Origin of the sequence: Paraburkholderia sp. RL18-101-BIB-B (assembly GCF_046026985.1) — a bacterium.
Classification (GTDB): domain Bacteria; phylum Pseudomonadota; class Gammaproteobacteria; order Burkholderiales; family Burkholderiaceae; genus Paraburkholderia.
On record NZ_JARESV010000030.1, the window covers coordinates 40,123 to 64,584 of the forward strand.

A 24,462-nucleotide genomic window follows, 5' to 3' on the forward strand; every position below is an offset into this window, starting at 1 on the left:
CTCCTGAATGACTAGGCGACGCGTCCGGCGAAGGTCCGTTCATGGCCGGTCACGGCCGGAAGTCACTGCGTAGACCCGGTAACCTGTGAGTCTGATCGGTCGACCTCGACATTCATTAAGGCACGGACATGTGCCATCGTGCCAGTGGCCAGGGCCTCCAGGCTATAACCCCCTTCCAGAATCGAAACGATGCGCCCCTCGCACGTCGCATCGGCAATACGCATCAACTCACTGGTAATCCAACGAAAATCGCTGTCCTCGAGGTTCAGGCTTGCGAGCGGGTGCAGGCGATGCGCGTCGAAGCCTGCCGAAATGACGATGAGTTGGGGGCTGAACTGGCGTACCGCCGGCAACATGTCGGACTCGATCCGTGCACGGAAGAGTGCCGAATCACATCCACGGGGCAACGGGACATTGACAATGTTGTGGTTCACGCCGGTCTCGGATGCGGCGCCCGTACCGGGATACAAGGGCGACTGGTGGCTGGAGGCGTAAAACAGTTCCGGGCGGCTGAAAAATGCTGCCTGGGTGCCGTTGCCGTGATGGACGTCGAAGTCGACGACCGCGACGCGCTCCAGCTTGTGTACTTCATGAGCGTAAGCCGCAGCGATTGCAGCCTGATTGAAAATGCAAAAACCCATTGCCCTCGCTGGCTCGGCGTGATGACCACACGGACGCGTGGCGCAAAACGCGTTGCGCGCCTGCGCGTTGATCACCGCATCGACGCCGGCACAAGCCGCGCCGACGCAGCGCATCACGGCTTCCCACGAGCCCGGCGACATCACCGTGTCGCCCGCATCGAGCGGCACATAACCCCGCTGCGGGGCGATCTCCGCGACCGCATCGACGAAGGCCTGGTCGTGGATCAATTGCACCTGATCGAGTGTGCCCATCGGCGCATCGCGCCATTCCAGCGCCGCAAATTCCGGCGACTGCAACGCGCGCAGCACGACCTTCAGACGTTCCGGCGATTCCGGATGGTCAGGGCCCGGGCGATGATCCAGACACGCAGCATGGGAAAAAATAATGGTAGTCGTCATTTACATTGATACGCGGCGCAGACCGCGTCGTCTCCTTATTGCCGGTGCACTCGCAGCGCTGCCAGAGTGCATAACGCGGTAGTGGCGCGCCTCATCACCCCGCCCCAAACCTTCTGACTGCAAGAAGCAAGCATAGGGCCGCACGTACTTTCACGATAGTTAGACATTGCTTGAAACATCATAGGCGTTCGCTTATGGATCAGCCCGTGCCTGTGTGCAATCGGTTTTTCCACGTCGCGACTACTCTGGAGTCGAGCAACGGGCGTTAATGGCCGAGTTCGCAGGTGCTGATCTGGCCGGGCTCCGCGATCGTCGGCCTGCACCGATTTCCGCACTCGACCCTGACGAGACATTCGACCTTCCAACTCACAGCCGTCAGCTCACAGGTGGCGGACATTTGGAAAATCAGCTTGGAGGACCTGTATCTTAGCCTTCGAGACTAACGAGAGGTGCACCTCTCGTTAGTGCAAACGAGCCACCCCAGAACCTGCGCCTGTCCTTTGCCAGCCCCCTCCCATCGCCCGGAACAACGCAACCTGCCCCTGGAGCAGGCCGACCTGCTCCCTCACCAAAGACGTCTGGCTTTCGAGCAGAGCCACGCGCGCCTGATCGATATTGATGCGCCCAATATCACCGACCTCGTACTGCCGCATGGTTTTCCTCAGTACTTCGCTACGCCGCGAAACCTCCTCGATGCGTGCCGCCTGCAACTGTTCTTGCCGCCTCACACGCGCAAGCGCCTGCTCCACTGACGGGAACCCACCGCCCGAACGCACGCGCAGTCCGGGAATCCGGAAAGCGCGCGTCGCGGGCGGCGTCAGTCAATGCTTCGGCGATATCGTCCTTGCTGTATTCCCGGCCCAATGCCAGGCTGTAGCCAATCACTGCGCGCGTCGCAACATCCAGCAGCACCAATATCCAGATCCGGTGCAACGCGAGCAGGGTTTCGAAGCCAAGCGGATCGTCGACCCTGAGCGTGACGCGCAGGTCGATCTTGTGTCCGTCGAATTCGATGACGTCGAATGGATCGACGGCAGGCTTGCGCACATGTTCGCCGGCGTCTTCCCACGGATGCGCTATCTGCGTGGCGCCGGCTGCCTGCGCCGCCGCATCAAAGTGCCGGTTTGCAAGACGCCGCACATGCGTCGCCAGCGATCGCTCACCCAGATGCTGCTGGTTGAACGGATAGTTGTGCGCCTCGACGCCGGCCCGCCGGCATTGATCGAGGAAGTCGCGATGCAGGCGTCGCAGGCCGCGCAATACCTCGCGTTGTCCACCGTTTTTTCGCCGCCGCTCGTCAACCTTTCGTTCGATCCAGCGCGCGATCTCCGGATAGCGGAGCAGAAGCTGGGTGAACGCACCGCTTGTCCCACCTTTGACGCCGTCACGTGAGAGCGTGACGGCAGCGCTACGCTGATACGCGCGCGTGTGCGCGTACGGTATCAGCGCACGCACGCCGAAGATCCGACCGTCCTCGTGCATCGTGACGCACCGGTCGAACAGCCTGTACAGGTCTTTGAACCGCAGTCCTGTCACGCGACCGATTTCGCGTAAGGACAAGTGTCCGTCGACAAACAGCGCCATGGCCTGAATACGTCGCTGCAACACATGACGAGCCTCGCTCGACAACGCACCGTCATCGGCGCCCGGCCAGCTCGCGACATCGCGCAGTTCGGCCGGGATCGATTCCCGGTCGAACCGGAGTTCGCCGAAGGCCATCATCTTCATGAGCACACCAACCGGGTCTGTCGGCTGAGTGGCTCGCGAGCAAGTGTCGGACACCGTAGGCTGCCATCCAGCACCAGCATGAAGGCGGCAGACCGCACCAGCGTACCGTCCACGGGCGATAACCGGCATTCGAGTTCGCCCACCGTTGCGCCCTTCCCGCATGCGGCCAGCGCGCGCTGCTTGATTTCGTCGGTTACAAAGGTGTGATCGGCTGCAACGTGGTGAAGTATGGTGGCCTGATTCCGCTGCAGGACATCCACTGCCGCACGTTCGTCCGCGCCGATCACGCAAACCTGTATCCCGGTCTTTCGTGCCCACGCGTCGAATGCCACGAACCGCCGGGGTTGCGCCGCGACCGCCTGCAGTTCTGAACCGCGCAGTACGATCAGGAAGCGTTCGCCGTCAAGCCCGCGCACCCAGAAATCGACCATCCGTGCGGGCCGGATGTCAGGAACGCGAAGTGGTCGTTCGCAGTAAGCGACGACATCGGGATTGAACTCGAGTTGCAACCAGGTGTTCAAAGCCCGAAGACCAAACAGGGTGATCCGCCGGTCGACCTTGGGTCCATAGACATCGTAGCGATGCGTCCCATAAGGGCGCACATCGTCGATCGCACGGACGAATCGCAGGTTGACCATCGCCGCCCTCAGTCTTCCAACACAATTACCCAGTTGTAGTACAAAAACGGAAGACACGATGCGGCCAGTGGCCCGGCGAGGGTCGCGCCGGTTCAGCGCTGGGAGCACATGACCGGGTGGAGCATCCTCAGCGGACCTCCGCTTGATGCCAAAGCCAGTGACGGGTCCAATACGTCTCGTAGCAATTGATACGTTTTACATTCCAATCAATACAAACTATGTGTTGAGCTCAGTGAGTCGCCTGCTGCTGACGAAAAATGTGCTCGTGAAACGCGTCTCGCCGGCGGAACCCGCGCATTTTCGTGAAACATTCCCTTTTAAATTGCCGGAAGTCCATACCACATATGGACTTCCGGGCGAGGCCAGTTCAACGCCGGATGTTTCACGGTCGTCTCGCCTCCCTGCGCCAATAACAGGCCGTCGCAAAGCTCGAATGCAGGACTCGCAGCATGGCCATCATCGAAGTTTCCAACATTCAGTTCAGTAGTCCGAAGATTCCAACTTTCACTTCTCCGAGGTCGGAAGTGAATCTGGAAGCGGTCGGGCGGCGGAGGCCGAGAATTCATGGAGTTGCGCTTCCGGCGGTGCTATCACTTTTGCTTCACTCGACGTGAATGGAAGGCAATCTGCTCTACGAACTCACGGCGCATGCCGCACGGATGTGCTTGCCGGTGCCCGTGCCAACCGCCGCACCCGATGGCTTGATCGACCGTCTCGACCACTGGCAGACGCTCGTCGGTGCCGCCGTTGGTGGTGTCGTGGGTGTGGGCGGTGCCCTGATCGTTGCCCGCGCGCAGCGCCGCCGGGAGCAGCGTGTCGCCGCCGGCCTGGCGCTGCCCGACCTCCACCATCTCATCACCGCCGCCGAACACCTCGAAGCGGCGCACCCCCTCCCCCAACGCAGCGACGTCGATCCCCGCCCGTTCGTCAGTCGCCAGCAGTTGGATAACCTGAAAAGCCAGCACGTCACGAACGCGGTCAAGAGCCTGGCCGACCGCCGGCCTGCCCTCTTCGCGCTGCACACTCCCGTGATTGGCCAACTCACGGACATCGATTCCCGGCTCTACGGCCAGCTATTTCAGTGTGAGGTGGCGCATCGGAGGTTCGAGGAATCGATGTCTGACCTGGCAAACGGAAGCCGTCCGCCCATTCCCCCTATCTTTGAAGACTGGCAGCGGTGTGCGGTGCATGCGCGACTGGCCGCTTACTTGTTCGACCGACTCGTGTTTTCCGGCTGGCCGCGCTGGGTACAGCGGTGGCGGATGAAGATGTGGCCGAACGACATCGACCGGCAATCGCGCAAAGCCCTTCGGGGCGACGATCGGGCCGCCACAAAGCCGCGGGCGAAGCGTGCCGGCTCTGACGCGGGCGCTATGGCGCCAACGGAAGCATGAGATGGGATCGGTCGTGAAGCAGCCCGCCCGCCGGCTGACCCGTCAACACTTCGCGCTGTATCGCGGCTACCTCGAAGGGGCCGCGATCGACGGCCTTCATGGCGCGTATGGCGAACCGGGCACCGACGTCCGCGTCACGCGCCGGCTGGTCGCGACGCTGCGCGACGCGCTCGTGATCGCCGCGCGCCGAGCGCGCGACACGGAGGCGGCCCACCTGCTGCGGCTGAAACCGGGCAGCATTCCGCTGGCCGAGCTGCACGGCCGCGACGACCCGCCGTCGCTCGAGGACTACCGCACGCAGGTCGATCCGGGCGGGGTGTATGGGGAGGCCGAACTGCTGGACCTCTACCGCGCCGATTTCCCGCCCGAAAAGTCGCCGCGCGTCGACCGGAAAATCGCCCGCAACGCCCGTCTGCGAGCCCGCCAGGCCGCGGCGCTCGCCCGCATGGAACGGGCACTCGCCGAAGACCCGGCTCCGCATCACCCGGTCGACGGCTGGTTCGCGCCGGCGATCGCCACGCGCCTGCATGCGGCTGGGGTGGTTACCCTCGTCGACCTGCTGGCCCTGATTCAGCGCCGCCGGCAACGCTGGTACACCGCCGTGACGCGGCTGGGCCCGAAGGGTGCCCAGCGCATTACCGACTGGCTGGACCTGCACGCGGGCTCCCTGCACGCCATCCTCTCCCCGCTGGCCGTGATCCCGCGCCGGCAACTGGACCCGGGCCATCCGGCACTGACCCGCCCCGCCGTCACCGCCGACGTCGCGCCGATGGAATCGTTGCGTGTGCCGGACGGCCCGGACGGCTCGCAGGGCCTGAACCGCGCGCCGGTGCCGGCCCACCAGGCCGCGCTGAACACGGATCTGGACGCCCTCAACGCGTGGATCGCGATCCGCGGCGAACGCAGCGGACACACTTCCCGCGCGTACCGGCGCGAAGCCGAGCGGCTGCTGCTCTGGGCGGTTATCGTGCGGCGCAAACCGCTGTCGTCGCTCAATACGCTAGACTGCCGCGACTACATCAATGGCTTTCTGGCCGACCCGCAGCCCGCTGAACGCTGGATCGGCAACGGCAAGGCCGAGCGGTTCGACCCGGCCTGGCGGCCGTTCGCGAAATAACTGCCGCCCGCGAGCCGGGAGACTGCCCGCAAGATCCTGTCGGCCCTGTGCAGCTGGCTGGTTGAGGACAGTACCTGCAGGTCAACCCGTTTCACGGGCTGCAGAAGGTGGACAGCGCAAAGCCGCTGGTCGACGTGACCGGGCGCACGCTCACGCATGCCCAGTGGCGGTTCGTGCTGCAGGCCGCCCGCCGGCCCCTCGACGTACCCGGCTTCACGCCGGCCCAGCAGCGCGACTACTTCGCCCTGCTCTTCGCGTACGCCACGGGGCTGCGCCGCGCCGAACTCGCCGGCGCCACGACCGGCGCCCTGTCGCGCAAGGCGCTCGATGCCGCGCTAGGGGACGCCTGGACCCTGAAGGTGATGGGCAAAGGCCGGCGCGAGCGGCGGGTGCCGATGCCGCCGCGGCTGATGGATGAGCTGGCCGCCTGTCTGCAGCTCAGGCCTGTGCCGTGCACGCTCGAGACCGCGCCCGGCAACACGCCGTTGATCGCCCACCTGAAAACCGGCCGGCCGCTGTCGCCCGATGCGCTCGCGCGGCTTTACAAGGCCATTTTCACGCGGGCCGCCGCCCTGCTCCGGCCCGCCTACCCAGGCGCCGCGGCGGATCTGGAGCGCGCGAGCACGCACTGGCTGCGGCACACCCATGCGAACCACGCGCTCGATGCCGGCGGTGACCTGCGGGACGTGCAGACCGGCCTTGGCCACGCCAGCCTCGGCACGACGACCCTTTACACCAAGGGCGACGCGGTGCGCCAGTACCGGGCGGTGGAGCGGTTTTTTGACGCCGCGATGGATGCCGCAGCGAGATAGACTACTTGAGCGTCCGTTGAGCGATGTATCGGTTCCTGACGGCATGCCATTGGCGATTGACCGCCCTCTCTTTTCCCCAGTAATTTGGTCCACTCGGCGCGCGCAGAAGCCGAGCTCAATCGGATCTCTTGTCGCAATCTCGAAGATGAAAGACCGTGTGTACGATACGCTCTCCCTCCTGCGCAGGCTCCGCGGGAACACTAAGGACGCCCGCCCTTTGCATTCTAAGTTATTGATTTTTATCGACTTCCAACTTGGATAACTTCGCCGATACCAGCCTTCATTTAGCTAAGTCTTTGTTTTTATTGAATATCCAAATTGGATGACTATGAGATATCTTGCCCACCAAGTTCGCTCTCAATGAATTGCGCGATCCGCTCGCTCCATTCTTCGGCTTTTGCCTCGCCATCTTTACCCCCGAATCGCAGACCTATCACCCCGTTTCGTACGGAGACGTCACAGAATTTTCGTTTCCCGACCGTGATCGTTTTCACTGCGGGTCGCGCAAGTTTTGGCCGAGACGGTGTCGCGAGTGTTAGCGCCCGCTCCTGTGTCATTTGATCCGATTCAACCAGTAGCTTGATGGCTTCCGTTACTTGACTTCCATGCCCTTGCTCCGCCAAAGCAGCAAACTTCGCCGCGGCGGTGCCACCAAGGCGATGCGGGTTGGTAGCGAGAACTTGCTTGGCCTCCGGCGGAAGGTGGTCGAACGACAGGATTCGGGCCACATGGCTTTGCGCTAACCCGGATGTTCGTATTATGTCCGCCTGACTCAACCCCAAGTTCTGTTGGATTCTCTGAAATTGCCGATATTTTTCGAAATCGGGCAATGCCGGGGCTAGCAGGTTCGAAAACGCTGCGCCCAGCTCAACCTCTGTGTCTGTGCCTTCAAACGGTACGCCGCGAATCTTCGCCCGCTTCAGGTCATCACGATAAATCGCGACTCGGTTATTTCCAGAAATGATCTCGTTCCGACCATCGCCGAGCGGTCGATAAACGATCGGATGGACCAGAGGGTTAGCCTCCAAGTTAGCGCGTAGCTCGCCATACTCCTGGTTGGATAAAATTCGACGTCTTCCAGGCACCTCAACGAGCGTTGATATCTCAACCTCTTCAGCCACCGTCCCAGTGCTAGATTCGAGTTCCTCGATCCGCCTCATCGCCGTCTGAAGTTCACGCTCCTTTTCAGCGAGCAGCGGGAAGGATGCCATCAATTGACCTGGCGCAGTTTTAGGGCGTCCCACCTGATCATCACTGACTTTCTGGGGACGTGGGGACGTGCCTATCGAAGCGGCCTTTGCCGCAAGTCGGTCTTTAATGCTCATTTGGCCTCCTTGTTCACGTTCCACAACGCTACCAGTTGCTGATCAATAATCTCGGCGAAACGATCGTAGGCTTCACGCGCACGCTGATATGTCTTGAGGCTCCCCTGATATCGCGAAATATCGTAGACAGTTCCGAACTCGGCTGCAGCCGTCTGCGTCACCGCAGTCGTTGGGATCTCAATCGGAAGCACAAGGCCTTCATATGTTTTGTTAATCCAATCACGAACGATCGGGGTGGCGGCCTGACTTTGGTCGACCTTCGCAAGCAACACGTGAATAAAATCGAAGCTCTTTACAAGCTCGGGCGCCACCTGCGTCATACTTTCTGAAAGATCCGAAAACAAACTCCAGAATTGAGTTGACGAGGCGTAGTCCAACGCACTCGGTGGAGTCGGCACGATTAGGCCGTCCGCCGCCATGAATGCATTGATCGTGAGATAGGAGAGGGCAGGGGGGGTGTCGATGATGACTACGTCATACTCGTCCAGAAGGGGGGCGAGCCCCTTGTTCAACACGTTCCAAAACTGAAATGTCTGGTCCTTCGACTGTTTGAAGGGGAGGAAGAATTCCGCCCCGAACAAAGCTGCACTCGCGGGAATGAGATCGACACCATCCCAGTAGGTAGATTGGACGGCGTACTGCAAATCGTCCACATCACCGTAAATTAACGGAAGGACGGTTTCCTCATCGGAGACTTCGCTATCCGCCAGTATCCCGTTGAGTGCCGACAAAGAAGCTTGTGGGTCAAGATCAACGAGCAGCACCCGCCGACCGAACAACGATAGTCCTTGCGCCAAGGTCATAGCAGTCGTCGTCTTGCTGACGCCACCCTTAAAATTCCCGATCGCAATTTTCTTTCCTTTGACTCCAGCCGGCCGCCTCGCAAACGGACCGATCTGATCGATCCAAATGCGAGTTTCCTCAAGAGTAAATTCTCGGCTTCGGCTGTGGCGAAGTGTTCCTTGCGGCAGATTCGAGTCGGATCGCGAGAGATAATTCATCCGCTGGCGATCGATCCTGCAGAGATCCCCAACTTGTGCCGTTGTGAAAACTGGAGGATTCTTACGCGGATGCGGAGCAAGCATGCTTTCGCGAACGTCCACAAGCATCCCGCTCGCGTTCTCTGCTATGGCTTTGATTGCCGACAACGGCATCGGCTTTGGGGCATGTTTTAATTGGATCGACATTTTTGGCTTCTCAGAGCGCGCACGCGCTGTTGTATTCATCAAAGGCTCCAGATTTTGGTAATGCCTGGTCATTGAGCGCAGCGTGATGGTTTCAACACAGAAAGCAAAAAGCCGCAATTTGTGTTGAATTCCGCGAAAGCTTAGTGATGAAATTGCAGACGTGCAAGAAAATTTGCCAACATCGCTCAATTGCACGACACGAGTTGCGTCGGGCTGTGGGCTGTCGACGCGTGCACCGGAGAAAAGGGAGCCCGCTTCCTCTCAAACGGTCAACAAACACCTCTCCCCCGTGGATCTGCAGAAACGAAAGGTCAGGGTTTGTGGGGAGCTTTTCGCCGACGCCTCGGCGAAAGGTCATGGTTTGTGGGGCGCTATTGAATCCGTACTCGGAAAGGTAGTGGTTTAAGGGGCGATATAGGTTCCTGCCCAAATCGGCCACCGATCGGTGATCTTCGAGCCTGAAACCTCGTGCGTCCAAGTTGGCCGCTGGCACTAGAACCGTCGGGAGCCCCCTACAGACGACAGATGCTGTCGACCACTCCACAGAGCCAGTCGCGAAAGCCGGCAAAGGTAATGGTTTGTGGGGAAAGGGTCCGGCCCATCAATGCCCAGGGGCTCCGGTCCCCACGAACCCTGACCTATCGCTTTTGTTCAAACTCGAATTACCCTGCGAATCAACGGGTTGCGCGCTCTTGCTGCCGTCGGCCCATAAACCCTGACTTTCCCCATAAAGCCCGACCTTATGCCCCATAGAACATGACCTTAACCGAGCAACTTTCCCTCAAACCCTGACCTTTCGCCCCACAGACCATGACCTAATCGCCCGGAAAGCCCTGACAGATAAGGATCTTGCATCTGTAAACGCTTTTAAAGTGGTTTGTTTTTTAAAAGAAACAACAAACAGGCGTTGTTCCTCCGAGAGATTTCCCCAAAACTGCACCTCGTTCGGCTACGCCCTCGCAATCATCTCTAAAAATGGCTTTAAAAGTCATGGTCTATGGGGCATCCCTTCTTAGCCTCGGGCCGCTCGACCCCAAAGGTCAGAATGAAATCGGTTGCCGGCATGACCTTCTCCTCATAAAATCTCGCCAGAGATGGAGATTTCATGCCGAACCTAAAGCCGCTCAACCTGCCCCCGAACGAACTAAAGAAACATGTGGCAACCGTCCACGTGAGTGGGGAACTCTCATTGCTCGAGCGGAAAATCGTAAACGTGCTGCTTTTGAACGCATACGACGAGCTCCTCACTAAAAAGCGCCATACGTTGCCCGTCGGCATTCTCTGCACGATGCTCGGATTCGACAGCAAAAATCACGACGCTCTCAAGCGTGCCCTGCTCAAGGTCATGTCGACGCCAATCTCTTTCGACCTGCTACAAGATGGCAGCAAACCAGACTGGGAAGCGTCACCGCTAATTGCGTACGCCAGTATCAAGAGCGGCACATGTGCTTACGAATACAGTGATTGGCTCGCGGAAAAATTGGCCAATCCTGATATTTACACCCTTATCAACATCAATGTTCAACGCCAGTTCAGCGGCGGATACGCCCTCGCTTTGTACGAGAATTGCCTTCGTTTTAAGAGAACCGGCTCGACCGGCTGGATTTCCGTCGATACTTGGCGACGCCTCCTGGGGGCAGACGCGAGCATGTACGACGAATTCAAGCATTTCTCGAGTGAAGTAATAAAAAAAGCGGTAAAGGAAATCAACCAAGTCTCCAACATCATTGTCACGCCAGAGTACAAACGAGAGGCGAGACGGGTGGTGCAGATTCGATTTCTTGTAGAGGACAATCCTCAGCGGTCGATGCTTGACGACGAAGAGGATGAAGGACAGAAGGCGATTCGGGACTCTGACGCATTCAAAAAACTGACGAAGCTAGGTGTTGGTGACCGACTCGCCATCAGCTGGATTCAACAAGAGCCCGATAGGGCATTACAAACGGCGCTCTATGTGGAAGAGCGCGCCAAGCGAAAACAAATTCGCGGTAATGCAGGCGGCTATGCGAGGACGGTCTTCGAAAAAGGCGAGCGGATTGAGCTCGCACCGAGTAACACAACACCCGAACCTAAACTCTCGACGAAAGAAGTGGAGGAGGAGGCGGCCGATGAAAGGGCGCGTCGGACATCAGACAAAATAAAGGCATTGTCGCTCGAGGAGAAGCAGCAATTCGCCGCCGAATATATGAATTCAGGCGGGAAAGGGAACACCTATCAGCACGAAAAAGGAACGTTCAAAAATGCCTTGGAGAGAACCGCTTACACGTCTTGGCTGAGGGCTAAGATCGCAGAAACTTAGGAGTCTTCGGCGCATCAACGCTCACCGTTTCATAGAACTGCGCCCTGCGAAATCACCCTCAGGGCCGGCATAAGCCCGACATGGGCATTGCCAAATAACGACGAGCGAGTCTAAGTTTTCCGCGATAGTCGGATTTTGGCGTTCTCCGACTTTCCCTCCGTGCGCGGAAGGGCTGCTTTTCTGGTTGCAGGAAGAATCCCCAACAAATGCGTGCTGTTGTAGGTCGCTAGCACCGCGTCCACGACCGCTTCCAGTTCCGCTATTCGCGGGATCATCTGGTCGAAGTTTGGTACATCGAGGCGGAAATACTTCCGCCCGGGCACCATCCTCACCTTCACGCCTCCCGGCAAAACTTCTCTTCCAGTGGTTAGCACCGAAACGATTTCTTCGACCGTGTGGGAATTCGGCAACACCGCCTGATCGCTGGGCCTGCCCGCGGGCGACCGCCTGCCCGGTTGTCCGGCTCGGTTCCGAGGATCGGCAAGAGCTTCACGTCGCCACAAGGCGACATTTGGACCGTCGAAGACCAATTTTTTGTCGAAACAAACTGCAATCGGTCATAAGGCTTCGGTGCCTCACCCGCTCGCGAAAGAAGTGGCTGAGGCAATCGTGACAGGTCGGTGGACAGCCTCCCGGGCCGAGCAGACGATCGCGGAGCCCGGAACGACATTATCGAAGGCGGCCGAAACGCGTGCGCTCCGGGCAGAGTCTGCGAGACAAGCACTTACCCGGTTGAGACACGTTCTTAAGCTCAGAAAGTTTGCGTGGACACGTATAACGGCGTTAAAGGCGAGCCCCTCGTCGACATTGTCTAGGTTATTGATTTGTAACGAGCCCGTACCGCCGCGCGACCGCGTCGTTTATAGACCAGACAGATAAACGACGCGTTACGTGTCCAAGCCAGTCACGTTTTTCAGCGTTTGGGTACTCGAAAGGGCCCAGATTTAGGTGGTCTTTCCGGGTCTACCCCCGTAACGCGTTACACGGCAGGTCACAGATCGACGAACGACGAAGGGTAGAACCGCACCGAAAAGGCGGCAGAAACTCTGTGCCTTTTGCCTCAAACCGCCTGTTAGAAATTGTTTCAATGGTAGCCATTCATCAAGGGTTGCCATGCGCATTTTCAGGAACAAGCGGCAGGCCGCGCTATCTACGGCCCCCGGCATGTATGCCGAGGAAGACGATCCAGCGAAAGTTATTTTCGAGACGAGCACGCGGCTCAAGGTTGAGAGCAATCGCTGGATGCTCATCGCGTTCGCGTGTGCGGCGGTCGCGGCCGGAGCCGTCTGGACGCGTCAGCCGCCTCCATCTGTCACGCGCGTGGTCGGAGTGTCGGCCGACGTAAGCGGTCATCCGGTCGTGACAGAACTCGTCGCCTATAAGCCCGACTCGCAGGCACTGCGTACGAGCATGCGCGATATGGCCGTGCGCTGGTTCACGATCGAGCCGGTCCTGACTGACAGTCTGACGACATCGCGCATGTCGCTGAACATCAATTCAGTGAAGGCGCAGATGATTGGTGCGGCAGCCGACCAGTTCAAAAGCTGGTTGCGCGACGACGCACCGTTTCAGCAGATCTCCGCGAATCCCAAGCTGATCCGCGAAGTGGCCGTCCGCAACATCGCGCTGCTGGAAGACCAGACAGTCCTCGTCGAATTTACAACGACAACGTCTCAGGCCGGCGCGACCGGCCAGCCTGACGTGAAGTCGTATGCGCTGACCCTACGCTACCAGATCGTCGCGCCGACCGCCGACGCTGCACTTACCGCCAATCCCTTCGGCATCTATATCCCGTTCTTCCGCCTTGAGCGGACCGGTGGAGCCTGACCAGCATGATCTCCAGACCTCAGCGGCCGGCGCTCGGCCTTCTTTTTCTGCTCGCGGCGACGGCATTGCCGATGACTGCGGCGAAGGCCAAAAAGCCGACCGACAACGGTTCGTTTAATGCCGCGATGATAGCGGGTGACCCGATGAGCCCGGTCAACCCGTTCAACAGCGGTTCGGATCCGCTCACGATGCCGGGCGACGCCCGCATCGGCGTCTTTCCCTACAGCCGCGACCAGATTTTCCGGGTGCTCACAGCGCCGTTAAAGCTCACGACCATCGAGCTCGAGCCGGGCGAGAAGCTGATTGCCGATCCTGCAATGGGCGACAGCATCCAGTGGGAAGTTGACGACGACAAGATGAACCATGTGTTCATCAAGCCGCACAAGGCGGACATCGTCAATACGCTGCACCTGACGACGAACCGGCGGGAGTACGACTTCACGCTGATAGCCTCGCCGGCAGGCGGGTTCTTCTACCAAACCGTACGGTTCCAGTACCCGCGCGCCCCGATGGCCAGGGTGAACGCCCGCGATGAAGGCAGCGGGGCGGGGACGGGCGCAACCGGTGGGGAGCGTGGCGGCGATTCGGGTGCAATCAGCGTGGCGCCTGACAAGCTCAACTGGGACTACTCGGTCGCCGGCAACGCCGAGTTCAAGCCAGAGGTCGTCTTCGATGACGGTCACTCGATCTGGATGCGTATGCCCGCCAAAGCGCAAACGTGGCCGGTGCCGATGTACAAGGATCACGGCGATCGCGTCGTCGGCAATTTCATCCGTCGTGGCGACTTTCTCGTTTTCCAGCGCCTGGCCGACGAAATTGTTCTCGTGTCCGGCAAGGATGAGGTGACGGTAACGCATGGTCGCCGGCGCGTGTTCGGAGTGTTCTGACCGTGGCCAAAAAGACCGAACAGGCCACAGCCAACGCCGAGCAGGCCGCGATCGTCAAGGGCAAGACGCCCCGCAATGCCATCATGAGCATTGGCCTGCTGGCCGCGCTGATCATCGGCGCGCTCGGCTTCTACTATGAGCTGAAGGCGAGCGATCAGGCGGCAGAGGAAGCGCGTCTGAAAAAGGCGTCGGCCCTCAAGTCCAGCACCGAGGTACCTGCTGCAGGCACTTCAGACATCGAGAAGATGATCAGACAGCAGCAGGAGGCTGCCGCGGCTGATGCGGCAGCCCGTGCCGCGTCCGAAGCGTCTGCCGCGCAGCGGCCAGGCGTCAAGCCGGTGTTGACGGGCAATGACTTCCAGCGTGAGGTGGGGGCTGCTGGCGGTGACACGAGCGCGCTTGCCGTGAGCAACAAGCAGGACGCGATCTATACGTCGTCCGTGTTCAAGCAGTCCGGAGCTTCCCGCAACGCCAGCCAGCAGTCGACGACGATGCCAGGGGGCGTACCCTCGCTCGACGATTTCCGCGCAGCCCGTGCAGCGGCGACGGCAGGTGCCCAGAACCCGACGGACGGGATGGCTCTCGCGCTCGCCAGGCAGGGGCAGGCACCGGAGGACCGCGATAAGGCGTTCCTGAAGGAAACAGCAGGGCAGGGCGGCATCGAGCGGACCACGTTCAACGGCCAGGCCGGCGGCTGCACCTTGACGCCTCCGCACAACATTCACGTCAAAACGGTTGAAGGGTTGAACTCGGACAAGCCGGGTCGCGTCGCGTTGATGGTCGATGAGGATGTGTACGACAGCCTTCGCGGCGACTGCCTGATGATTCCGAAGGGCTCGTTCATCAACGGCGCATACAGTGCTGACGTGAAGGTCGGTCAGGAGCGTCTGCTGGTTGCGTCGACCAGCCTGCGGCTTCCCAACGGAAAGAGCGTGCCGATGAACGGCATGCAGGGCGCCGACCAGAATGGGTACAGCGGCTTTTCAGGCGATGTCAACAACCACTTCCTGGCGATCTTTGGCGCGGGCTTCATTACCGCAGTCCTGCTGAAGAGTTTCGACAATGGCGCCACTACATCCACGACGGCAAGCCCCATAGGTATTACGACCACAGGAAGCACAGCGGGGCAGGTCGCCGCGACGACTGCGCAGGCCGTGCTTCAACGCAACCAGAACATTCCTCCGACGATCACGGTACCACCGGGCCAGCAGTTCCTCGTTCAGGTCACGCAGGACATTGTCATGGAGCCCTACCATGACTAGGCGCGCCGTCGCCGCGTTACTTCTGACGGCAGTGTGCTCGTCGGCCGGAGCGGCGGTGATCGACACCGTCATCAGTCCGACTCGCTTCGTGGTTGATGAAAACGGCGCGCGCTCCGTGCTGGAGCTTCCTGGTAAGCCTGTCTACGCGTGCGGCCTGCAGCGTTTCCTCGCTTGGGCGCAACCTCTGAAGGGGCAAAGCATCACTCCTGGACCACGCGGCTTCGCATCCGTGCTCGTTGATGGCGCGCCGGAAAGTATCCAGAGTCTGCTGGTCCGAAGCGGCTGGCTGCTACCTGCGGTCCTTGACGACGACGCGCAAGCCGCGATGACTGAGCGTCGGGGTGGCTGGGCGTGTGCAACGGCACAGGCACCCTTCGATGTGATGCACACGAGTGTCGACGCAAAAATTCTTGCGGGCATCGCGCTTAACGAATCGGCCTACAACGGGCGAGCGTGGCCGTGGACGTTAAACGTCGCGGGACGAGGCTTCTTTTTTCGCACACGAGCCGATGCGTACAAGGCCGTCCGGTTTCTGATCTCGAATGGTCGGTGCGATTTCGATGTAGGCATTTTGCAGGTGAACTGGTGCTATCACCGGCAGCGCTTTGCGTCGCCGTGGGATGCCCTTGCGCCCGCAACGAATATCCGCGTGGCTGAAGACATTCTCAACGAGAACTATCGCAAGACAAACTCGGCGGTGAAAGCCGTGGCGTATTACCACAGCGCGAACCCGCAGCCAGGCCGCGAATACCTCGTGCGCTTCATCCAGCATCTTTCTCAAATCGACCGCGGTCTATGAAGCAAACGCTAACCCTCATCGCGCTGGCAGTTTTCTCGTTGTCAGCGTCGGCAGCGAGCACCGATCCGCTCGACTTCGACTATCAGGTCAACGGCAACATGACCGAGCGACCCGCGCTGATCTTCAACGACGGAACGGACACCTATCTGCAGCCGCGCGCGGGCCAGAATCTCAAGGTTGAAGGCGGCCATGCGGAAGGTCCCTACATCGTAGTGTCAGGCACCCCGGAGGCAATCTCCTTCTCAGTTGGTGGATCAGGCGCTACAGCGCGATGGAAGAAGGCGAACACGTTTACAACTGAAGCGAGCAACCGCAACGGAGACATGCCTGTCGGGTTTGCTGGATTTTCGAATCGTCTGGCTCTGATCGGCCCACGCCCCCGGCTTGAGACGACGCGTCCGATGAGCGCGACCCTTCCGCTATCACAGATGGTCAAATCGCTGGTGCCACAGGGCTGGACGGGATCTGCACAGAAAGACGTAGATCTGACCAGCGCGCAAAGCTTCGCCACGCGCGAGGGGGAAAACTGGATGCAATCCCTCGACCGGCTGCTTGGGACGGTTGATCTGTACGCGGACGTCGATTTCAACGCGCATCACGTGACGCTGCGTCGCGCAGCCGTCAAGTCTACTGGCGTGAACTATGTGGCGAGCGCCGCGCCCGCTGACGCAACGGTATCCGCACCGACGGTTGCAACGTCGTCACCGGAGGCGGCAAAAGCGTCGAGCGATAGCGACAAGCTCCAATCGCAGGACGGTGGACTGGCGGCAAAGTTCGGCGCGCTTGCCATTCGCGATGGCGACGACACGCACATCCAGATCCGCTTTTCGCAAAGGCCGTCAAAAGAGATCGTCTTTCGGGACATGGAAGGTCATTCGCTCAAGCCAAAATGGGACGACTCGAGCAACGTCGTGACATTCAACCGCGCAGAGCGCTTTGTTGTGTCCAACGGCACGGACAGCGTCGAAGTCGCACGTGTTGCAGGCCTCGTCTACACCTTCGAGCCGAAAAACAGCGCGGGCCTTGAAAGCGTATTCGACAAGGAAGGATCGACTTACTTCAAGTTTGCCGACACCGTTGGCAACGTGAAGGTGTCGGATGTGGCCCACATGGGCTCGGGCGAGCAGAAGGGCCGCTTTTACAAGTTCAACGGCACCGCTGACCAGTTCATCGTGAACGCCGACGGCAACGTGGTGAACGTGACGCGCAAGCACGACGTGCGGTTCTTTGACCGGCCGAAGTCATGAAGACGGGAATCATCGCCGCCCTCGGTACCGCATTACTAGGCGTGCAGCCCGCGTTCGCTGACTGTCTCGATGACGCCGCGCAGTTCCATCACGTCAATGTGGTGCTGGTGCGTGCGATCGCACAACAGGAATCCGGCATGCGCGCCAACGCGGTGAACCGCAACACGGATGGTTCTGAAGACATTGGCCTGATGCAAATCAATTCGTCGTGGCTCCCGAAGCTCAGACGCTACGGCGTCACGCGGGAGTCGCTGTTTAATGCATGCGTCAACGGATACGTCGGCACATGGATTCTGGCGTCGAACATCAAACAGTTCGGCCCGACCTGGAAGGCGGTTGGTGCGTACAACGCCGTCTCCAGCAATAAACAACTGGTGTACGCGAATCAAATTTATCGGCGCGTCGTGCGCGCGGCCCACTGACTCTCATGAAGCCAATGATCATCATGCCCACCCGTCGCCGCGCGTCACGCATCGCGCAGATATTCGCCCTTATTACGCTGACGGGTATCGCCAACGCTTCGTTCTCGCAGTCACATCTTTCACCGCCCGCCGGCGACGGCTGGAAAATGCTCGCCACTTCGGCACCGTCCGCGCCCGCTGCACCGCCAGCAGCCGCGCCTGTCGCCGCGCTGGCAATGGTGTCGCCGACGCCTGCCGCGCCATCGATGAGTCATGCCCCGACGCCAGTAGGCGTTGCCGGAGGTGTGACATCACTTGCGCCGGTCGCATCGACCGCCGTGACGCCAGTCGTCCTGCCGGACGCGGGCGCGCCAGCAGCGCCCAGTTCTCTGACGCTCGCGATCACGCCGCAGGACATAAATCTGCGCAACGCGCTCGACCGCTGGCTGCAGCAGCAGGGCTGGCAACTCGCCTGGAAGATCGACGATGACCTGCCGCTCGAATTCAACGCGAGCTTCAGTGGCGACTTCGATTCGGTTCTGACGCAGGTCATGCGTGCAACGAACCACATGCGCACACCGACGCGGATCTGTGAGCACTCAAACAACGTCATTCGCGTGGTTGCCCGCGCGGCCAACTGCCAGGACTAAGCCATGCGCGCAAACCGTTTTCAGGCTGCTGTATCTCTTTTCGTTGCAACGCTGCTATCCGGCTGCGTCGTGTCACAGTCTGACGTGAACCACGCGTACGACGCCGCGACGCACGATGCGACGCGTGCGATGGCTGGCATGGGCGACTCAATGCCACTGGTTGAGCACGTTCCGACCGCATTCCTTGGCGATCGCCTGGTGCCGGTGGCCTATGAGGCGACGTTGCCTGCCGTGTTCCGCGACAAGACAGTCACGCTTCCCGCGAACCTGCCGATCACGAAGATTGCGACGCTGCTCTCCGATGCATCCGGCTATCCCGTCCACCTGAGCCCCGACGTGTTCATTCCGCGCGACGCACTCGTTGATCCTGTGACAAGCGGCAAGGCAGGCATGCAGGCGCAAAGCACGCCGACCAACGTTGAGCCGATTTACCGGCAACCGGGCAACGCCCGCATCGGCCAGTATCTCCACAGCGTGACGGAAGACCTCGGGCTTGCCTGGAACTTCGATGGCGCGACAATCAATATCTCCCGTTTTGTCACCCGCACATTCCAGATTGCCGCCATTCCGGGCGCCGTAAACATCAAGTCGTCGATGTCAAAGGGCACCGACACCTCGACGGGCAACCAGTCGACGGGAACCGGCACGACAAGCGCGAATACCGGATCGTTCGCTGCGGTGACATCAACAGGACGCGACGGCACGTTCGACCAGATTGCGCTTATCACGAAGGAGCTGGAAAGCCTCAAGACGCCGATGGGCAAGGTCACGGTCAATCCGCAGAGCCGTCTTGTGATGGTGCGCGATACAAAGGAAGCCGTCGATCGCATGAACGACGTGCTGACTCGCGAGAACGCCATTTCGACGCGTCAGGTGTCGATTCGCGTGCGTACGCTGCAGATTGCGCTTAACAACGGATCGCAGGCCGGCGCGAGCGCGGACATCGTCTTCAACCGCATCTCGGATGGTCTGTCGAAGTACGCAATCAGCGTCGTCTCGCCGACGTCGCTCGCAACCGCGGCTGGCTCCGTCGGTCTTTCGATCCTGAAGCCAAATGCGCCGCTGACCGGCACGAACGCTGTCATCAACGCGATCAATACCTACGGCAAAACGGTTTCGGATAACACGCAGACCAAGATGACCCTGAACGGCCTGCCAATGTCGATCGGCTCGTTTGAAACAAAGGGCTATCTCGCTATGACGACGCCGTCGACCGGCTCGATCAGCGGGACGGCGGGCGTGCCGGGGCTGACGCCGGGCTCCGTTACGGTCGGTGATTTCGTCAATATTCTGCCGTCGGTGAACGACCACAACCAGATCATTTTGTCGTACTGGAGCGATAACTCGAAGCTCAACGGTCCTTTCACGACAATTGGTACAGGCTCCGGCGCATCGGCACAGCAGATCCAGCTGCCGGATATCGTCGGCAGCAAGGATGACCAGACAATCGCGCTGTCGGATGGACAGACCGTCGTCATGTACGGCGCGGTGACGAACAACTACGACGGCTCAAGCAACGCAGGCATTCTGGGCGCGAGCGGCGCATGGAACAAAGGAAAGACGTTTCAGGTAATCATGCTGACGGCTTCCGTCGTTCCGTCGATGTGAGCGGCGCATGCACTTCGAGACAATTCCCAACGAGAAAAAGGCACGCCTCGTCTTCGGACTGGACTGGCGGGCCTATGCGACCAAAGGAGCGGCAGCCGAGCGCCGTCGCTACGCCGATGAACTGGACGCGACTCATTACGTAGAGATCAAGGGCAGGGAAGAGACCGTTGCGGGGTTTTGTGCGCCGGAGCCTGCCGAACGCAAAGGGCTGAAGCTCTATTCGGCGGCCGCACGCGTGGCCGGTCTCGATCGCGTACGCACGAAGCCCGCGGTGCTCGTGCTGGTGCAGGACGGCCAGCGTGTGCACGTCATTCTCGTTGTGCGAGGCGCCGTCCGCATCGACCAGACGGTCGCGCTGAACGCGCTCGAGGACCGTCGCGATGCGATTGAGAGCGAGTGCGCGAAGGACAGGGCGCGTCTTGTAACCATCGGCTATGGCCCTGACCTGACAGACCTTGACGAGCCTTTCACGCCCGCCGAACTGCTGCGGGGCAAGAGCACCGGGCTGGTCAAGAAGCTTCCTGTCAAAGTCCCGAAAATCATTCCGCTGGCTGTCATCGCGGCCGCACTGCTGTACGTGGGCAACGACGCACTTACCTACATCGATCCGCCGCCACCGCCGCCGGCACCGCCGCCGACCTACATGCAGGACTACCAGGCCGCTGTGGCACGAACCTTCAACGGCGCTGTGCCGCTCGCTTCCGCCCTTGCCCCTGCGCTCATTGATACGTTTGCAAAGCAGGAAACGAACCTTGCGGGTTGGCAGTTCCAGAAAGCGTCGTGCGGAGCCACCGGCTTCTGCTTCATCACGATGAAGCGTGAAGGCGGCACGTACAAAGAGTTCGACGCGCGCGCTCCTGCGGAAATGCGGCCGGTCGTGTTCGATCCGAACGGCTTGCAATTGCAGGTTAAAGGGCCTGCGGTGCCGCATGTGGAGAAGCTCGCGCTTGCCGGAGAGAAGCGGTGGCCGACTGCACAGGCACTGATCAAACAGCTTCAGACCGACCCTCAACGCCTTTCGACGAAGCCCGACCAGCTCATGAGTCACGGCTATGTCGTCACACTGCGTCCGCTACAGCGACTGCTGGCGCGTCAGCCGAACGCCGGAGAGATCAGTGGGCCGATTCTGCAGGCAGGCGACTGGACCATCGAAGGCTATATGTGGCAGAGCCGTTTGCTCGAGAAGCTCCCGGAAAACATGGCGCTTGATTCACTGGAGCTTGAGCTTAAGGACGATGGCAGTGGCGTTCACTTCACCGCGAAGGGTAAATATTATGTTCTCCAATAAGTCCGGCCGCGTCGCGGCGGCATCGCTTTTTGTGCTCTTTGCCGTTGGCCTTGCACACGCCGATGAGAAGCACCTGACGCTCGATGACATCGACGGTCTGGCGCGACAGAACCTCGTCAACTCAATGCGCAAGACCGAGGGCGTGCAGCCGCCCGCAGGAGGCGTTGTACTGAGCGCGCCGATCATGGGTGCGCCTGCCGCTCCTGCGGCGACCGCAACCGTCGTGGCGAAGCCGAAGCGCTCGGACACGCCGGCGAAGCGGGCGATACCGGTGTCGTTTGTTGGCGCTTATAGCGACGCATCGGGTGCGCATGTGCTCTACGAGTATCAGGGGGGCGTCTATACAGCCGGTCGCGGCGAGAAGCTGCTGAACGGATGGACAGTTACCCACGTCGACGGCTACCGCGTCACGGTGGCAGAAGGCAAGCGAACCTGGTCCGACGTGATCTCTGCGCCAGCGGGCGCCGTGCCGTTGGGTGATAGCCCTGTTATCCAGGCCATTACCGATCTCGGCGGTCCGCTACCGGCCGTTACAAATGTCAGCACTCTCCCGGGAGCGCATTAAGCATGGGCATCTTTTCAGGTGTTGAGACAGACGACGCTCCGTCGAGTGGCGGATTTCTGAAACGGTTCCGTGGCGTCAGGCCAACGGCGTTTGTCGAAGCAGGGCAGGCCGCATCCCGTACGGTAAGTGATCCCGGTCAGGAGCCGACTTTCAGAGAGCCGACGCGCGCAATCAATCCGACCGTGTCGTTTCTAGGGCGCAAACTTTCGGGCGACGATGTCGAGGACGTCGAGTCCTTCACAGAGTTCGATGCGGGCAAAGCGGCCCCGGCTAAGTTGCATGCGGTAGCTGAAGCCCCAGCTCCCGCGGCTGCCGAGGCCGCCGCGAGCCAGTCCCAAACGTCTGCAGAGAGCGCTCGCTCCGCACTCGGTGAGCAACAACTGTCTACTGTCACTACCGGCGCTGGCATCGCCGACACACTCGGCGACGCCTATGCGGAAGGGGAAAAGGCGCTGCGCGAACTCGATGCACTGCTCGCTGCGCAGCGCGGGACCGAAGAGTCCGCTTCCCCACCCGCGGAAGAGAGTTTTGCATCGATGCCTCACACTGCGGCGCAACCGCAACATCAGCCGGAAAGTGAAGGCGCGGCGCGGCATCAGGCTGTCCCATCACCCACCGTACCGGCCGATCCGCCGAAGCCGGTGAAAGAGAGTGCGCGCGCGACGGCGCCGGCGCGGCCGATTCCTGACGTCGAAGACGATGCGGATCAGGAGCCGACCGGCGAGACGAACGGCAGACCGGTCCTGGTCTCTGCTGATGCGCTCCCGGATTTCAAGCGGATCGTCACGGGCACAGATAGCGATGCGACGCTCAGGTTATCGGCTGCAGCACGTAAAGAATTTGTGGCCGTCGAAATCCAGCCTGGGATTGCGATCGTCGCCGCAACCGCGCGGTTCAGCGAGCGGGCGCAATTTACTACGTTCGTGAAGGACCTTGCCGCACGCGATCTGCTGGTGCAGGAAGAGATGATCGCGACCGAGGAAGTGATCGCGGCCATCTACGAAGCGAAGCAGCGCGAGGTATCGGGAAACGTCGAGCGCGAGGCGTCGCGTGCTATCGGCAACTTCCGCGACATCATTGAAGCCGCGCATGCATATGGGGCGAGCGATATCGCTATCGAGCCGAGAGACTTTCGCGGTGAGGTGGAAGTACGATTCCGCGTCAACGGCGACAAATACACCTATCGCCGGCTGCCCAAGAACATCGTTCGCCGTGCGCTGTCTGCCGCGTACTCTGACCTGGTGCAGAAAAACACCAACTCGGGTAACTCTTTCCAGCCGAGCGCGCCGCAGTCCGCGATGATCCCGCTCGTTGTAGGACGCGACACCATCAACCTGCGCTGGCAATCTGCTCCGACGGTCGGCGGCTATGATGTCGCTCTCCGTCTTCTCGACGGAAACTTTAAGAATTATTCCGTGCTCATGCCGCACCAGATGGGCCTCGCACCGAGCCAGCTGGCGCTGATCGACACGCTCAACTATGTGAGCGGGGGCATCACGGTTCTGACCGGCGAAACCGGCTCTGGCAAGACAACGCTGCTGCGCGCGCTGTCGTACATGCTGCCCGATCGCGAACTGAAGAAGCAGTTTGCCGTCAGTGAGCCGTCCGAATATCCGCTTCCGTGGCTGTCCGAGATCTCAATCATCCGGCGTCCGGATGAGTCCGACGACGAAGCAAACCGGAAGTACGCGGAAGTGATCCGCACGCTCATGCGGATGGATCCGGACGATGTGACGATCTCGGAAGTGCGAGATCGCGTGGTGATGGGGCTTGTGTCTGAACTGGCGCTGACCGGGCACCCGGTGCGCTTCTCGCTGCACGCTGGCGACATTATTTCTGCATTTATGCGCATGGCAGGCGGCCGTCTGATGCTGCCGATTGATGAACTGGCTGCGGAAGGCTTCGTGAACGCCGTCGGCAACCAGAAGCTGATCCCGACACTCTGTCCGCACTGCAAGCTGCCTGCTGATGACGTGATGCACCAGTCTGACCTCGCTGTTCTGCGCGGGAAGTTTGGCCTCGACACATCGCGCATGGCATGCCGCAATCAGGCGGGTTGCCAGCACTGTCGCCTCGATGGGCTGTTTTCACGTGACGGCAAGGTCGCGGGCGGCACGAAGCGGCCGACTCTCGTTGCGGAGTTGTACCGGCCGACCGAGGAGTTCCGCGAACGTATTGCGGCTCGCGACTGGGCGGGCGCCCGGAAGGTTTGGCGCGGGGAGAGGCAAACAGGATTCGACAACGAGGACATGACTGGAAAGACGGTGTATGAACACGCTCTTTTCAAGGCTTCACGCGGCGAAATAGACCCACAATTTATCAACCGTTCCATGCAGTCGTTCGCGCAGTACCGGGTCCTTCCCGGCGCGGACGGAAAACTCTAAGAGG

General features: G+C 60.4%; 20 protein-coding genes. 15 read left to right on the plus strand and 5 right to left on the minus strand.

What is annotated here, in order from left to right:
• Window positions 1-62: 62 nt before the first annotated feature.
• The 3 genes from P0D73_RS31260 to P0D73_RS31270 form a co-directional block, all read right to left on the minus strand.
• Window positions 63-1,040, minus strand: a complete 978-nt coding sequence (locus tag P0D73_RS31260; RefSeq protein ID WP_408434415.1) for a histone deacetylase family protein — start codon at window positions 1,038-1,040, stop codon at window positions 63-65.
• Between the two features lie 672 nt (window positions 1,041-1,712).
• Window positions 1,713-2,768, minus strand: a complete 1,056-nt coding sequence (locus P0D73_RS31265) for a hypothetical protein (protein ID WP_408434418.1) — start codon at window positions 2,766-2,768, stop codon at window positions 1,713-1,715.
• Window positions 2,765-3,406: a hypothetical protein gene (locus P0D73_RS31270; RefSeq protein WP_408434421.1), complete on the minus strand. Its 642-nt coding sequence runs from the start codon at window positions 3,404-3,406 to the stop codon at window positions 2,765-2,767. The genes P0D73_RS31265 and P0D73_RS31270 overlap by 4 nt, the downstream gene beginning before the upstream one ends.
• Window positions 3,407-4,020: 614 nt before the next feature.
• Here P0D73_RS31270 and P0D73_RS31275 point away from each other — a divergent pair.
• The 3 genes from P0D73_RS31275 (at window position 4,021) to P0D73_RS31285 (ending at window position 6,729) form a co-directional block, all read left to right on the plus strand.
• Window positions 4,021-4,800, plus strand: a complete 780-nt coding sequence (locus tag P0D73_RS31275) for a hypothetical protein (RefSeq protein ID WP_408261497.1) — start codon at window positions 4,021-4,023, stop codon at window positions 4,798-4,800.
• Window position 4,801: 1 nt separating this feature from the next.
• On the plus strand, window positions 4,802-5,917 hold the full coding sequence (locus P0D73_RS31280) for a phage integrase family protein (protein WP_408434424.1): 1,116 nt from the start codon (window positions 4,802-4,804) through the stop codon (window positions 5,915-5,917).
• A 107-nt stretch (window positions 5,918-6,024) separates the two neighbouring features.
• A complete protein-coding gene (locus P0D73_RS31285; RefSeq protein ID WP_408256156.1) occupies window positions 6,025-6,729 on the plus strand; it encodes a tyrosine-type recombinase/integrase in 705 nt (234 codons plus the stop codon).
• Between the two features lie 326 nt (window positions 6,730-7,055).
• On the opposite strand, the gene P0D73_RS31290 is transcribed toward P0D73_RS31285, so the two are convergent.
• Window positions 7,056-8,054 carry a ParB/RepB/Spo0J family partition protein gene (locus P0D73_RS31290; protein ID WP_408256154.1) on the minus strand — a complete coding sequence of 333 codons (999 nt, stop codon included), beginning with the start codon at window positions 8,052-8,054 and terminating at the stop codon, window positions 7,056-7,058.
• Complete coding sequence (locus P0D73_RS31295; RefSeq protein ID WP_408256153.1) at window positions 8,051-9,436, minus strand: ParA family protein; 1,386 nt, start codon at window positions 9,434-9,436, stop codon at window positions 8,051-8,053. Before P0D73_RS31295 ends, P0D73_RS31290 begins: the two co-directional genes overlap by 4 nt.
• 910 nt (window positions 9,437-10,346) lie before the next feature.
• Here P0D73_RS31295 and P0D73_RS31300 point away from each other — a divergent pair.
• The 12 genes from P0D73_RS31300 to P0D73_RS31355 all read left to right on the plus strand — a co-directional run bounded on the left by P0D73_RS31300 (window position 10,347) and on the right by P0D73_RS31355 (window position 24,458).
• Window positions 10,347-11,540: a replication initiation protein gene (locus tag P0D73_RS31300; RefSeq protein ID WP_408256152.1), complete on the plus strand. Its 1,194-nt coding sequence runs from the start codon at window positions 10,347-10,349 to the stop codon at window positions 11,538-11,540.
• A 1,113-nt stretch (window positions 11,541-12,653) separates the two neighbouring features.
• Window positions 12,654-13,367 carry a VirB8 family type IV secretion system protein gene (locus P0D73_RS31305; protein ID WP_408434427.1) on the plus strand — a complete coding sequence of 238 codons (714 nt, stop codon included), beginning with the start codon at window positions 12,654-12,656 and terminating at the stop codon, window positions 13,365-13,367.
• Window positions 13,368-13,438: 71 nt separating this feature from the next.
• Window positions 13,439-14,254, plus strand: a complete 816-nt coding sequence (locus P0D73_RS31310) for a TrbG/VirB9 family P-type conjugative transfer protein (protein ID WP_408256150.1) — start codon at window positions 13,439-13,441, stop codon at window positions 14,252-14,254.
• Between the two features lie 2 nt (window positions 14,255-14,256).
• Window positions 14,257-15,516 (plus strand): TraB/TrbI/VirB10 family type IV secretion system protein, encoded by a 1,260-nt coding sequence (locus P0D73_RS31315; RefSeq protein WP_408256148.1) that lies wholly within the window; start codon window positions 14,257-14,259, stop codon window positions 15,514-15,516.
• Window positions 15,509-16,315, plus strand: coding sequence for a transglycosylase SLT domain-containing protein (locus P0D73_RS31320; protein ID WP_408256147.1), 807 nt, complete (start codon window positions 15,509-15,511; stop codon window positions 16,313-16,315). Before P0D73_RS31315 ends, P0D73_RS31320 begins: the two co-directional genes overlap by 8 nt.
• Complete coding sequence (locus P0D73_RS31325; protein ID WP_408256145.1) at window positions 16,312-17,562, plus strand: TrbG/VirB9 family P-type conjugative transfer protein; 1,251 nt, start codon at window positions 16,312-16,314, stop codon at window positions 17,560-17,562. Before P0D73_RS31320 ends, P0D73_RS31325 begins: the two co-directional genes overlap by 4 nt.
• Window positions 17,559-17,984: a lytic transglycosylase domain-containing protein gene (locus tag P0D73_RS31330; protein ID WP_408256144.1), complete on the plus strand. Its 426-nt coding sequence runs from the start codon at window positions 17,559-17,561 to the stop codon at window positions 17,982-17,984. Before P0D73_RS31325 ends, P0D73_RS31330 begins: the two co-directional genes overlap by 4 nt.
• A 5-nt stretch (window positions 17,985-17,989) precedes the next feature.
• Complete coding sequence (locus tag P0D73_RS31335; protein ID WP_408434430.1) at window positions 17,990-18,613, plus strand: toxin co-regulated pilus biosynthesis Q family protein; 624 nt, start codon at window positions 17,990-17,992, stop codon at window positions 18,611-18,613.
• Between the two features lie 3 nt (window positions 18,614-18,616).
• Window positions 18,617-20,221, plus strand: coding sequence for a type II secretory pathway protein (locus P0D73_RS31340; protein ID WP_408256143.1), 1,605 nt, complete (start codon window positions 18,617-18,619; stop codon window positions 20,219-20,221).
• A gap of 7 nt (window positions 20,222-20,228) precedes the next feature.
• Entirely contained in the window at window positions 20,229-21,509 is a 1,281-nt protein-coding gene (locus P0D73_RS31345) for a hypothetical protein (RefSeq protein ID WP_408434433.1), read from the plus strand.
• Window positions 21,463-22,074 (plus strand): hypothetical protein, encoded by a 612-nt coding sequence (locus tag P0D73_RS31350; RefSeq protein ID WP_408256140.1) that lies wholly within the window; start codon window positions 21,463-21,465, stop codon window positions 22,072-22,074. The genes P0D73_RS31345 and P0D73_RS31350 overlap by 47 nt, the downstream gene beginning before the upstream one ends.
• 2 nt (window positions 22,075-22,076) lie before the next feature.
• Window positions 22,077-24,458 (plus strand): ATPase, T2SS/T4P/T4SS family, encoded by a 2,382-nt coding sequence (locus tag P0D73_RS31355; protein WP_408256138.1) that lies wholly within the window; start codon window positions 22,077-22,079, stop codon window positions 24,456-24,458.
• Window positions 24,459-24,462: the final 4 nt, after the last annotated feature.